At 71.1% G+C, this 12725-nt stretch carries 12 protein-coding genes; 2 read left to right on the top strand and 10 right to left on the bottom strand.

The window, feature by feature from the left end:
- Positions 1-1317, bottom strand: a complete 1317-nt coding sequence (locus ACFY30_RS24215) for a glycoside hydrolase family 10 protein (RefSeq protein WP_390847227.1) — start codon at positions 1315-1317, stop codon at positions 1-3.
- A 185-nt stretch (positions 1318-1502) separates the two neighbouring features.
- Here ACFY30_RS24215 and ACFY30_RS24220 point away from each other — a divergent pair, with 185 nt between their 5' ends.
- Both ACFY30_RS24220 and ACFY30_RS24225 read left to right on the top strand, forming a co-directional pair.
- Positions 1503-2360, top strand: coding sequence for a 3-hydroxybutyryl-CoA dehydrogenase (locus ACFY30_RS24220; protein ID WP_390847228.1), 858 nt, complete (start codon positions 1503-1505; stop codon positions 2358-2360).
- 192 nt (positions 2361-2552) lie between these two features.
- Positions 2553-2810 (top strand): hypothetical protein, encoded by a 258-nt coding sequence (locus tag ACFY30_RS24225; protein ID WP_390660827.1) that lies wholly within the window; start codon positions 2553-2555, stop codon positions 2808-2810.
- Here ACFY30_RS24225 and ACFY30_RS24230 read toward each other — a convergent pair.
- From ACFY30_RS24230 to infC, 9 genes are all read right to left on the bottom strand, one after another.
- The gene (locus tag ACFY30_RS24230) at positions 2807-3334 is read right to left on the bottom strand and encodes an NUDIX hydrolase (RefSeq protein ID WP_390660826.1); all 528 of its coding nucleotides are present in this window, start codon (positions 3332-3334) and stop codon (positions 2807-2809) included. The genes ACFY30_RS24225 and ACFY30_RS24230 overlap by 4 nt on opposite strands.
- A 110-nt stretch (positions 3335-3444) precedes the next feature.
- On the bottom strand, positions 3445-4785 hold the full coding sequence (locus tag ACFY30_RS24235; protein WP_390847229.1) for a transcriptional regulator: 1341 nt from the start codon (positions 4783-4785) through the stop codon (positions 3445-3447).
- 272 nt (positions 4786-5057) lie between these two features.
- A complete protein-coding gene (gene pheT, locus ACFY30_RS24240) occupies positions 5058-7571 on the bottom strand; it encodes a phenylalanine--tRNA ligase subunit beta (RefSeq protein WP_390847230.1) in 2514 nt (837 codons plus the stop codon).
- Positions 7571-8692 carry a phenylalanine--tRNA ligase subunit alpha gene (gene pheS, locus ACFY30_RS24245; protein ID WP_390660823.1) on the bottom strand — a complete coding sequence of 374 codons (1122 nt, stop codon included), beginning with the start codon at positions 8690-8692 and terminating at the stop codon, positions 7571-7573. The genes pheT and pheS overlap by 1 nt, the downstream gene beginning before the upstream one ends.
- Before the next feature lie 156 nt (positions 8693-8848).
- Positions 8849-9964 (bottom strand): ATP-binding protein, encoded by a 1116-nt coding sequence (locus ACFY30_RS24250; protein ID WP_390847231.1) that lies wholly within the window; start codon positions 9962-9964, stop codon positions 8849-8851.
- 54 nt (positions 9965-10018) lie between these two features.
- Complete coding sequence (locus ACFY30_RS24255) at positions 10019-10870, bottom strand: TrmH family RNA methyltransferase (RefSeq protein ID WP_390847232.1); 852 nt, start codon at positions 10868-10870, stop codon at positions 10019-10021.
- Between the two features lie 146 nt (positions 10871-11016).
- Positions 11017-11400 carry a 50S ribosomal protein L20 gene (gene rplT / locus ACFY30_RS24260; protein ID WP_004002577.1) on the bottom strand — a complete coding sequence of 128 codons (384 nt, stop codon included), beginning with the start codon at positions 11398-11400 and terminating at the stop codon, positions 11017-11019.
- 98 nt (positions 11401-11498) lie between these two features.
- Positions 11499-11693: a 50S ribosomal protein L35 gene (rpmI, locus tag ACFY30_RS24265; RefSeq protein ID WP_004933563.1), complete on the bottom strand. Its 195-nt coding sequence runs from the start codon at positions 11691-11693 to the stop codon at positions 11499-11501.
- Positions 11694-11802: 109 nt separating this feature from the next.
- The gene (gene infC / locus ACFY30_RS24270) at positions 11803-12468 is read right to left on the bottom strand and encodes a translation initiation factor IF-3 (protein ID WP_390660939.1); all 666 of its coding nucleotides are present in this window, start codon (positions 12466-12468) and stop codon (positions 11803-11805) included.
- Positions 12469-12725: the final 257 nt, after the last annotated feature.

Genomic DNA, 12725 nt, shown 5'->3' on the forward strand with positions numbered 1-12725 from the left:
TCAGCGCGGGGGCTTCGCCGGCTGCCCGTAGTGGTCGGCGACCACCCGTGCCATCGCGCCGATCCGGTCCTTGCGCACGTCCCCGGCGGCGAAGAACACGTGGCCGCGTACCTCCGGGTGCTTCTTGGCGAGGGTGAGGTGCCTGGTCAGCTCGGCCTTGTCGGCCCAGGCCCTCGGCTGCCCCGGGGCGCCGGCCTTGTAGAGGCCCTCGCCCAGGTAGAGCCGTGTACGGCTGCCCTTGGCCACGGCCGCCCACCAGGCCACGAGCTTGGCGTAGTCGGCGGCGGAGTTGCCGATCTCCCAGTACAGCTGCGGGACGACGTAGTCGATCCAGCCCTCGCGCACCCACTTCCGGCTGTCCGCGTGGATCTCGTCGTACGACTGGAACGCCCGGGTGTCCGAGCCGCGCGAGTCGGTGGAGGCGTTGCGCCACACCCCGAACGGGCTGATCCCGAACCGGGTGCCCGGCCGTACGGCCCTGATGCGGGCGGCCGTCTCCTGCACCAGCTTGTCGACGTTGGCGCGGCGCCAGGCGGCCCGGGTGGCGAAACCGCCGCCGTGCGCCTTGTACGCGGCGTCGTCGTCGAACCTCTGGCCGGCGACCGGATAGGGATAGAAGTAGTCGTCGAAGTGCACGGCGTCGACGGGGTACTTCTTCACCGCGTCCATCATCGCGTCCTGGACGAAGGCCCGGACCTTCGGCAGACCCGGGTTGTAGTACAGGCGCCCGCCGTGCTCCACCACCCAGTCCGGGTGCCGGCGGGCGGGGTGCGAGGCGACCAGCCGTGAGCGGTCGGCGTGCGTGGCGACGCGGTAGGGGTTGAACCAGGCGTGCAGCTGAAGCCCGCGGGCGTGTGCCTCGGCCACGGCCGTGCCGAGCGGGTCCCAGCCCGGCGACTTCCCCTGGGTGCCGGTGAGGACCTGCGACCAGGGTTCGTACGCGGAGGGCCACAGCGCGTCGGCGGTGGGCCGCACCTGGAAGAACACCGCGTTCAGCCGGTTGCGGACCGCCACGTCGAGCCAGCCGATCAGCTCCTTGCGCTGCTGAGCGGCCGTCAGCCCCGGCTTGGACGGCCAGTCGCGGTTGGCGACCGTCGCCAGCCACATGCCCCGCATCTCGCTCTTCGCGCGGCCTTCTCCCGCTCCGCCTGCCGCGCCCTCCCCTCCTTCCTTCTCCGCCTTTCCGGCCCCTCCTGCCTCTCCTGCCTCTCCTCCTCCAGCTCCCGCTCTCGGCGGAGCCGGAGCGGCCGCCGCGCCCGTCGTGGTGAACGCAGACAGCGCCGCCAGCGCGAACGCCCGCCGGGTCAGTCGCCCCATCGCACCCATCCCCACATCACTCTGCGGATCCGCTCGGTCACGGATCGTCTCCGCGCACAGCATGCACCCACCCCGGTGATCGATCATCGATACTTGCTAGTAACGTGCACGATCGGAGCAGGCCGACCGGGACCCGGCAGACCTGTCACAGTCGTCGTCAGTGTCAGCGCAGCGAAAGGGACGATGTGACCGACATCGAACGCGTGGGAGTGGTGGGCTGCGGCCAGATGGGGGCGGGCATCGCCGAGGTCTGCGCCCGCGCCGGACTTGACGTCAAGGTCGCCGAGACCACCGGCGAGGCCCTGGAGATCGGCCGGACCCGGCTGTTCAACTCCCTGGCCAAGGCCGCCGAGCGCGGCAAGATCAGCGAGGAGGAGCGGGACGAGACGCAGGCGCGCCTCAGCTTCACCACGGACCTCGGCGAGTTCGCCGACCGCGATCTCGTCGTCGAGGCCGTCGTCGAGAACGAGCAGGTCAAGACCGAGATCTTCCAGGTTCTCGACCAGGTGGTGACCCGCCCGGACGCGATCCTGGCCTCCAACACCTCCTCCATCCCGCTGGTGAAGCTGGCGGTCGCCACCGCACGGCCCGACCAGGTGGTCGGCATCCACTTCTTCAACCCGGCCCCCGTGCAGAAGCTGGTCGAGCTGATCCCGGCGCTGACCACCTCCGAGGGCACGCTGAGCCGTGCGCAGCTGTTCGCCGAGAAGGTGCTGGGCAAGCACGCGATCCGGGCCCAGGACCGCTCCGGCTTCGTCGTCAACGCGCTGCTGATCCCGTACCTGCTCTCCGCGATCCGGATGTTCGAGACGGGCATCGCCAGCCGCGAGGACATCGACAACGGCATGGAGATGGGCTGCGCCCACCCGATGGGCCCGCTGAAGCTGTCCGACCTGATCGGCCTGGACACGGTCGCCTCGGTGGCGCAGAGCATGTACGACGAGTACAAGGAGCCGCTGTACGCCGCTCCCCCGCTGCTCCAGCGCATGGTGGACGCGGGCCGGCTGGGCCGCAAGACCGGCTCGGGGTTCTACACGTACTGAGCACCTGCCGCGATCGGCCGGGCCCGGCACTCCGCGGAGTGCCGGGCCCGGCCGTTTCACACACCGTGTGCGCACCGGGCCCGCATATGCCGCACGCACACGCTCCCCTCCGGTCCACCCGGGGGGTTGACTCATCATGCGCATGCAAGGGATGCGGTACCACCACGTTCGACTACGGAAAGGAGTGGACCCGTGACCGCCGATCCGGAGCATCCCGTGGTCCATGGTGAACTCGCTGAGTTACGCCGTCGCCTCGATGTGGCGTACGCCCGCGTCGAGGGAGGACTGGCCCTGCTCAGCCATCGCACCGAGGAGACCGCGAAGGAACTGGACGAGCTCAACACCCGCATGATCTCGCTGGAGCACGCGCGCTGGCCGCTGCCCTCGCTCGCGGCACTCACGGCCCTGGGAGCGCTGGTCGTGACGGTCTGGCAGGCGCTGGCCCGCTAGGGCCTGAGGTGATGCAACAGCAGTAGCGCGGCCGCCATGTTGGCGGCCGGGACCTCCCCCCGGGCGACCATGTCGGGTACGAGCTTGAGGGGGACCCACTCCCGGCGGTCCGACTCGAAGTCGTCCACCGGGTGTCCCACGTACTCGCCCCGGTCCGACCAGTAGATGTGGTGGACGGCGTCGGTGAGGCCGTTGGACGGTTCCACGCTCATCAGGTGGTGCAGGGGCCCCGGTCGCCAGCCGGTCTCCTCCTCGAGTTCGCGGGCGGCCGCGTGGGCGATGTCCTCGCCGTCCTCGACGACGCCCGCCGCGAGCTCCCAGCCCCAGCTGTCGGTGATGAAGCGGTGGCGCCACAGGAGCAGGACCTCGTTCGCCTCGTTGACCACCGTGGCCACGGCGACCGGCCGCAGGCGTATCAGGAAGTGGTCCAGGTGCCGGCCGTCCGGCAGTTCCACATCGGCCAGGTTGACGCTGAACCAGCGGTTTTCATACACAGTTTGTTCGTTCTGTTTCGTCCACTGCACGGTTCTGCCACCTTCCGTCGGGTGAGTGGCAATATCGCAGCAGGGACTAGGGGACGCCGGTGTTCGTGTTCCCCTCGCGGAACCTCCGGGAAACGGTCCGCACGACCTGTCTACAGCGGTACGCGCAGTGCTCCGTCGATGAGTTCGGCGGCCTCGGCCGTGCCCGCGCAGTCGCTGCGCACCAGGTGTTCGCGCACCGCCCGGAGTCTGTCGCGCAGCCGCTGGGACTCCATTCCCCTGGCCTGCTCGGCCATCTGCACGGCGGTGACCACCGCCTTGTCGGCGTGGCCCTGGCGCAGTTCGATCGTGCTGAGCATGGCGAGCCGGTGCACCCGGCCCCGGTCGTGCGCCGGAGTGCCGACGGCGGCATGGGCGTGTTCGGCGGCCGCGGCGATCTCCCCGAGGCTGAGCAGCGCCTCCGCCACCTGGACGTTGACCAGACCCGGCTGGACATAGCCGGTCTCGTCCGGCTCGTGCCCCCGCCGGATGTGCTCGGCTGCCGTCTCCGCCCGCCGGATGCACGACAGGGCGCTCGTGCCGTCGCCGAGGTGGGCGTACGCCTTGGCCTGCATCGCGTACAGGTCGGAGGCGAGGGCGGGGGTGATGTGCTTGCCCGCGGCGCGCAGCGCGGCCTCCGCGAAGGCCACGGCCTGCCGGTACTCCCGCATGAACAGCGACTGGTTGACGAGGAGCGCGATGACGTACGCGCCAAGTCCCCGGTCCCCGCTGGCCTTCGCGAGTCTGAGCGCCTGGTGGAAGTAGCGCTGGGCGAGTCCGTGCGCGTCGGAGTCGTACGCGCAGATTCCCGCGACCGCCACCAGCCCCCCTGTGGAGCGGTGCAGTTGACGTCCCGTCTCATCGGTGTAGCTGCCCCGCAGCAGGGGCGCCGCCTCGGCGTTGAGGAAGCCGACGATACGGCTGCGGGTCGCGATGCCGCCCGCCTTGCGGTACATCTGCTCGTAGTGGGTGCGGGCGGCACGCAGCATGGCGATGTCGGCGGACGTGACGCGATGCCGGCCGCCCCGGGAGACGTCGACGTCCTCGGGCGGATTCTCCCACTCCCATACGGGCATCACGGCCGGGGTGCCGGTCACCGCGGGCGCGCCGAGGATGTGCGGGCGCTGCTGCTCGTCGGAGCGCCACAGGGCGGTGGCCCGCTCGACGAAGCCGGAGAGCGAGCCGCCGTGCGGGCTGGACGGCTCCCCCGGGACGCCGAGGCCGATGTCGTCGAGGGTGACCGGCCGGTGCAGGCGCCCGGCGAGGACCTCGCAGATCAGGTCGGGCACCTGGCCGCGCGGGCGCTGTCCTTTCAGCCACCGGGCGACCGCGGTGTGCTCGTACCGCAACGCGAGTCCGCGCGCCCGCCCGGCCTGGTTCACATGGGCGGCGAGGCCCGCGTGCGAGATGCCCGCCTCGTCCAGGATCGCGTCGAGCAGAGTGTTGGGCTGCATTGGGTGCCCCCCGGTGCCTCGGTGCCGCAAGCGTAGTGGGTCCGCCTTCACACGGGGTGTGAACGGAGTGCGCGTATCCGCCCTGTGCGCGCGCTGTCGCTGACGGTTTCCGCCCGCTTGACTGAAATGCCTCGCAAGAGGTTCGCCGGACCGTCGGCTCCCCCTCATAAAGCGGCGGTCCGGCGTTTGACTCCCAGGCACCGGACGCGCATCGGACCGGCCCCGAAGGACCGGTCCGATGCCGGTGCGGCGGTCGCCGCCGGAGTGTTTCGTCAGCCCCGCAGGACCGCTCCCGTCCGCTCGCCCGCGAGGGCGACCGCGGCGTCCCGGGCCGCCGACGCCTCGTCGACGGTCAGCGTCCGGTCCCCGGCGCGGAAGCGCAGGGCGTACGCCAGCGACTTCTTCCCGTCGCCGAGCTGGTCGTCGTTGACGTACACGTCGAACAGCCGGATGCCCTCCAGCAGGTCCCCGGCCCCCTCACGCAGCGCGGCCTCGACCTCGGCGTGCGGGACGAACTTGTCGACGACGAGGGCGACGTCCTGGGTGGCGACGGGGAACGTGGAGATGCCCGGCGCCTGCGGGGTGTCGTCGCCGACCGCCTCCAGCACGTCGAGGTTCAGCTCCATCGCGGAGGTGCGGGCCGGCAGACCGAGCGCCTTCACCACCCGCGGGTGCAGCTCGCCGGCATGGCCGACGACCCGCTCGGCACCGTCCACGACGACCACGAGCTCGGCGCACCGGCCCGGGTGCCACGGGCCGTACTGGCCCTGGCGGACGACCAGCTCCGCACCGGCCTCACGGGCCACGGCCCGAGCCGCCTCGACCGCGTCGGCCCAGTCGGCCGGGCGGCCCCTGCCCCACCAGCCGGCCTGCTCGCGGGCGCCCGCGAGGACGGCGGCGACATGGCGCGGCTGCTCGGGGAGCACGGCGTCGAGCGCCGCGAGCTCCTCGTCGGTCGGACGGCGGTCGACCGGGAGGTGGCCGGCGACGCCCTGCTCCTCGCGGGGGTGGAAGACCAGCCCCGTCTCGAACAGCGCGAGGTCGTGCGAGCCCCGCCCGTCGTTGCGCCGCAGCGCGCCCAGCAGGCCCGGCAGCAGCGACGTACGGAGCGCGGGCTCCTCGTCGTTGAGCGGGTTGGTGAGCTTGACGACACGGCGGGCCGGGTCGTCGGCGTCCAGGCCGAGCTGGTCGAAGACCTGCTCGCTGACGAACGGGTAGTTCGGCGCCTCGACGTAGCCGGCCCCGGCCAGGGCGCGGCCGACGCGGCGGTGGAGACGCTGGCGGTGGGTGAGACCGCGGCCCGAGGGGGGCTTGGGCAGCGTGGAGGGCAGGTTCTCGTAGCCCTCCAGGCGGATGACCTCCTCCGCCAGGTCGTTGATCTCGGTGAGGTCGGGCCGCCAGGACGGGACGGTGACGATCAGCTCGTCCTGCCCGTACACGTCGCAGCCGATCTCCTGGAGGCGGCGCACCACGGTCTCCCGGCCGTAGACGACACCCGCGACCTTGTCGGGGTGGTCGGCCGGGACGGTGACGGTGTGCGGGGCGGACGGGGCGGTGATCTCCGTGACGCCCGCGTCGGCGGTACCGCCCGCGAGGAGCACCAGCAGGTCGACCGTGCGCTGGGCGGCGGCCGCGGCGGCGGCCGGGTCGACGCCGCGCTCGAAGCGGCGGGAGGCCTCGGAGGACAGCTTGTGCCGGCGCGCCGTCCGCGCGATCGACACCGCGTCGAAGTGGGCGGCCTCGATGACGACGTCCACCGTGGAGTTGTCCACGTCGTCGTGGTCGGCGATCTCGGTGTCGGCGCCGCCCATGACTCCGGCGAGGCCGATCGGGCCGCGGTCGTCGGTGATGACGAGGTCCTCGGCGTGCAGCTTCCGGGTGACACCGTCGAGGGTGACGATCTGCTCGCCCTCGCCGGCCCGGCGGACGCCGATGGTGCCCTGGACCAGCCCGCGGTCGTAGGCGTGCAGCGGCTGGCCGAGCTCCATCATCACGTAGTTGGTGATGTCGACGGCGAGCGAGATCGGGCGCATGCCGACCTTCTGCAGCCGGCGCTTCAGCCAGATCGGGGAGCGCGCCTCGGGGCTCAGACCGGTGACGGTGCGGGCGGTGAAGCGGTCGCAGCCGAACGGGTCGGAGACCTGCACGGGGTAGCCGAAGGCGTTCGGCGCCGGTACGTCGATCAGGGCGGGGTCGCGCAGCGGCAGACCGTAGGCGATGGCGGCCTCGCGGGCGACGCCGCGGATGGACAGGCAGTCGCCGCGGTTGGCGGTGACGGCGATGTCCAGGACCTCGTCGACCAGCTCCAGGAGCTCGATGGCGTCCTTGCCGACCTCGGTCTCCGGCGGCAGCACGATGATGCCCTTGGTGCCGTCGTCGCCCATGCCCAGCTCGTCGCTGGAGCAGATCATGCCGTGGGAGGTCTTGCCGTACGTCTTGCGCGCGGCGATCGCGAAACCGCCGGGGAGGACGGCGCCCGGGAGCACGACGACGACCTTGTCGCCGACGGCGAAGTTGCGGGCGCCGCAGACGATCTCCTGCGGCTCGCCGGTGCCGTTGGCGGTGCCGACGTCGACGGTGCAGAAGCGGATCGGCTTCTTGAAGCCCTCCAGCTCCTCGATGGTCAGCACCTGACCCACGACGAGGGGGCCCTTGAGGTCGGCTCCGAGGTGCTCGACGGTCTCGACCTCGAGGCCGGCCGACACGAGCTTGGCCTGGACGTCACGGCCGGTTTCGGTCGCCGGCAGGTCGACGTACTCCCGCAGCCAGGAAAGCGGGACCCGCATCAGATCTCCATCCCGAAGGGCCGAGTGAACCGGACGTCACCCTCGACCATGTCTCGCATGTCTTCGACGTTGTGGCGGAACATCAGCATCCGCTCGATGCCGAACCCGAAGGCGAACCCGCTGTACTTCTCCGGGTCGACGCCGCAGGCGGTCAGCACCTTGGGGTTGACCATGCCGCAGCCGCCCAGCTCGATCCAGCCCTCGCTGGAGCAGGTGCGGCAGGGACGGTCGGGGTTGCCGACGGACTCGCCACGGCAGACGTAGCACACCATGTCCATCTCGGCGGACGGCTCGGTGAAGGGGAAGAAGTTCGGCCGCAGCCGGGTCTTCATGCCCTCGCCGAACAGGGCCTGGACCATGTGGTCCATCGTGCCCTTGAGGTCGGCCATGGTGAGGCCCTCGTCGACCGCCAGCAGCTCGACCTGGCGGAAGACCGGGGTGTGCGTGGCGTCCAGCTCGTCGGTGCGGTAGACGACACCGGGGCAGATCACGTAGACCGGCAGCTCGCGGTCGAGCAGGGAGCGGATCTGCACGGGCGAGGTGTGGGTGCGCAGCACGACACCGGACTCGGTGCCGCCCTCGGGGCCCTGCACGAAGAAGGTGTCGGCCTCGCCGCGGGCCGGGTGGTCCGGGCCGATGTTGAGGGCGTCGAAGTTGAACCACTCGGCCTCGACCTGGGGGCCCTCGGCGACCTCGTAGCCCATGGCCACGAAGACGTCCTCGATGCGCTCCGAGAGCGTGGTGAGCGGGTGGCGGGCGCCGGCCGGGACGCGGTCGTACGGCAGCGTGACGTCCACCGCCTCCTCGACCAGCACCCGGGCGTCCCGCTCGGCCTCCAGCTCCGTCTGGCGGGCCGCGAGCGCCTTGTTCACGGCTCCGCGGGCCTGGCCGACGCGCTTGCCGGCCTCGGCCTTCGCGTGCGGGGGCAGGGCGCCGATCTCGCGGTTGGCGAGCGCCAGCGGGGACGTGCCGCCGGTGTGGGCGACCTTGGCCTCCTGGAGCGCGTCGAGGGAGTCCGCGGCGGCGAAGGCGGCGAGCGCCTCGTCCCGCATGCGCTCGATCTCATCCGGTTTCAACGCCTCGACCTCGACAGGGTCGTACGACTTATTGGGTGCCGACATCTCTTCCCGTGCTTCCGATTGGCTGGCTGACGTCCCCGTCACCGACTCGTGGACAGATCGTCACGGTTTTTGGGACACAAAGGTGCCAAAGGCCGAGTCTAACGGGGTGTGGGTGTACGAACGCGCCCGCGGGCCGCTCCGGCGGATCTCACGCTCTCAGGCGAGATAGGCCGGGGCCGCCACGGGCAACGTAAATCGGAACTCCGCGCCGCCGCCGGGGGCGCGGCCGACCGTGATGGTGCCGCCGTGGGCCTCGACGATGCCCTTGACGATGTACAGCCCGAGGCCGGTGCCGCCGCGCTTGCTGCCCCGCCAGAAGCGGGTGAAGACGCGGTTCATGGACTCCTCCGGGATGCCGGCACCCTCGTCGCTCACGGTGACCGACGTGCCGGTGTCCTCCCCTTCCCGGGGGGACGCGGCGGGCGTGACGTCAATCGTGACGGTTCCCTCGCCGTGGCGCACCGCATTTTCGATCAGGTTGCTGAGCACCTGGTCGATCTTGTCGGGGTCGGCCCACAGGGCGGGCAGCGGCTGCTCGATGCGGAGCAGGAACCGGTCGGCGGGCTGCCCGGCGGCGACGTAGGCCTGGATGTGGCGTCCGACGGCGGCGCCCATGTCGACCGGCTGCCGGCGCACCTCCAGCCGTCCGGAGTCGATCCGCGATATGTCCAGGAGCTCGGCGATGAGCCGGGTGACGCGGTCGGCGTCGGCGTCGACGGTCTCCAGCATCAGCCGCTTCTGGTCGTCGGTGAAGCGGGCCCACTTGGCGAGCAGGGTGGCGGTGAAGCCCTTGACCGAGGTGAGCGGCGAGCGCAGCTCGTGGGCGACGGTGGCGATCAGCTCGGCGTGGCTGCGTTCGGTGCGGCGGCGGGCCTCGGTGTCACGGAGGGAGACGACGACGCGGCGGACGGGTCCGGTGGGGCGGGTGCGGACGTACCGCACGGACACGAGCACCTCCCGGCCGCCGGGCAGCAGCAGGTTGCGCTCGGGCTGGGCGACGCGGATGGCGAGGCCGCCGTAGGGGTCGGTGAGCTGCCACCAGCGGCGGCCCTCGAGGTCCTCTAAGGGAAGGGCCTTTTCCAGCCTCTGGCCGAGCGCCTCGGCGGCGGGGACGGCGGTGATGCGGGCGGCGGCCGCGTTGAAGCAGATGACCTGGCCGTGCTCGTCGGCGACGACGAGCCCGTCGGGCAGGTCGTCGGGGTCGATGCCGAGTTCGGCGAGGTCACCGGCAGGGCGGGCCGCTCCCGGTGCGCTGCTCGTGCCGACACTCATCCCCGTACCTCAACTCCCGTCCCTCTGGAAGAGGCCCCCGAGCTGGTCACCCTACTAGCTCTCGGTGACGGAGCGGCACCCTCCGGAGGCGCGCTGTGCACGGGCCGACGCGTAGAGACATACGGCCGCGGCGGTCGCCAGGTTCAGGCTCTCGGCCTTCCCGTGGATCGGGACGCGCACGACGGCGTCGGCGAGGGCGCGGGTCTCCTCCGGCAGCCCCCAGGCCTCGTTGCCGAACACCCAGGCGGTGGGCCCGCCCATGGTCCCGTGGTCGAGCTCGTCGTCCAGGTCGTCCTCCCCCGCGCCGTCGGCGGCGAGGATCCGCACCCCGGCGCCCTTGAGTCCGGCCACGGCCTGCTCGACGGGGACGCCGACGGCGACCGGCAGGTGGAACAGCGAACCGACGGAGGCGCGGACCGCCTTGGGGTTGTAGAGGTCGACGGAGGCGTCGGTGAGCACGACCGCTTCGGCTCCGGCGGCGTCGGCGCAGCGCAGCACGGTGCCGGCGTTCCCGGGGTCGCGCACGTGCGCCAGGACGGCGACCAGCTTCGGCCGTGCGGCGAGGATCTCCTCGAAGGGCGTGTCGACGAACCGGCAGATCCCGACCAGGCCCTGCGGGGTGACGGTCGTCGAGATGTCCGCGATGACCTGCTCGTCGGCGAGATGGATCCGGGCGCCGCTGGTCCTGGCCTCCCCGATGATGTCCGCGTACCGCTCCGCGGCCTCGACGGTGGCGAACAGCTCGACCAGCGTCTCCTTGCCGTACGCCGCCGCCTCCCGCACGGCCTGCGGCCCCTCCGCGAGGAACAGCCGCTCCTTCCCCCGGAAGTTCCGCCGGGCGAGCCGCCGGGCGGCGGAGACCCGGGGGGAACGGGGGGAGACGAGGTCGGGACTGGCGGAGGGCATCTTCTGGTCACCTTCGGAAGCTCAGTGGTTCCGGTACCGCCGGGGCGGCCCGCACCCACACGACGGCCCATGGGGTCAGCAGCAAAGGACCCGCAAGCCATAAGCCTGCGGGTCCTCGGTCACGTCGGCTCAAGGCCGGCGCAGCGTCACGCGGCCTTCGGCGCGTTGACGTCCGACGGCAGCGCCTTCTGCGCGACCTCGACGAGCGCGGCGAACGCGCCCGCGTCGTTCACGGCGAGCTCGGCCAGGATCTTGCGGTCGACCTCGACGTTCGCGGCCTTCAGACCCTGGATGAAGCGGTTGTAGGTGATGCCGTTGGCGCGGGCAGCGGCGTTGATGCGCTGGATCCACAGCTGACGGAAGTCGCCCTTGCGCTTCTTGCGGTCGTTGTAGTTGTAGACCAGCGAGTGGGTGACCTGCTCCTTGGCCTTGCGGTACAGGCGCGAACGCTGACCGCGGTAGCCGGAGGCCTGCTCGAGGATCGCCCGGCGCTTCTTGTGGGCGTTGACTGCCCGCTTGACGCGTGCCACTTGTTAACTCCTTGTAGCGGGGCCGTGGGTGTCGTCACACGGCCCGGAATCGATTGGGTCCCGGTGTCTTGGGAGGGTCAGGCGCTGAGCGCCCGGCCTCACTTGCCGAGAAGCTTCTTGATCTTCGCGGCGTCGCCCGGGGCCATCTCGGCGTTGCCGGTGAGGCGACGCGTCACTCGGGACGACTTGTGCTCGAGCAGGTGGCGCTTGCCGGCGCGCTCACGGAGCACCTTGCCGGAGCCGGTGACCTTGAAGCGCTTGCTGGCACCGCTGTGCGACTTGTTCTTCGGCATAGCGCCGTTCTCTCCTCGTCGGTGGCGCTCCGGTGCCCGGTCGTGAAACCGGGCACGGTGGAGCGTCGCTGCTGTTTGGGTTGCATCCAGGGGACTCGCGTCCCTCGGATCACGCCTCGGCGGAAGCCTCGGCCGGGGCCTCGGCGTCTACCTCGGCGTTCACGGCGTCGGCGTCCGCGGCGTTCTGCGAACGGCCGGGGTTGGCCTTCGCCTCGGCCTTGCGGGCCTCCTGCGCCTGACGGGCCTCGGCCATCGCCTCGGTCTTCTTCTTGTGCGGACCGAGAACCATGATCATGTTGCGGCCGTCCTGCTTGGGGTTCGACTCGACGAACCCGAGCTCCTGGACGTCCTCCGCGAGGCGCTGCAGCAGTCGGTAGCCCAGCTCGGGCCGGGACTGCTCGCGACCACGGAACATGATCGTGATCTTGACCTTGTCGCCCTGCTTGAGGAACCGGACGACGTGACCCTTCTTGGTGTCGTAGTCGTGCGGGTCGATCTTCGGCCGGAGCTTCATCTCCTTGATGACCGTGTGCGCCTGGTTCTTGCGCGCCTCACGGGCCTTCATGGCCGACTCGTACTTGAACTTCCCGTAGTCCATGAGCTTGCAGACCGGCGGGCGGGCGTTCGCCGCGACCTCGACCAGGTCCAGGTCGTACTCCTGCGCAAGCTCCAGTGCCTTGGCCAGGGGGACGATGCCCACCTGCTCGCCACTGGGACCGACAAGTCGCACCTCGGGAACGCGAATCCGGTCGTTGATGCGGGGCTCGGCGCTGATGGATCCTCCTCGGTAGCACCACGCGGCGGTCTGGCGGACGGCCGCGTAACGTCTGTGTTCGTTAGGCCTGTAACCACGCCGAAGCACAAAAAATGCCCCGAACGATCACACGCGGGGCTCCAAGCACTACCGGAGCACCTTCGCGGGGAACGCGGGGCGCACTACCGGGCGACTCCATCGTCCGTACGGAACGATGGTGGCCGCCTGACCGGGGTGACCCGCCGCCCCAGAGGGCAGTCGGGTGGGAGCTCGGAGTC

The organism is Streptomyces sp. NPDC000345 (genome assembly GCF_042898825.1).
In the GTDB taxonomy this organism is placed as follows: domain Bacteria; phylum Actinomycetota; class Actinomycetes; order Streptomycetales; family Streptomycetaceae; genus Streptomyces.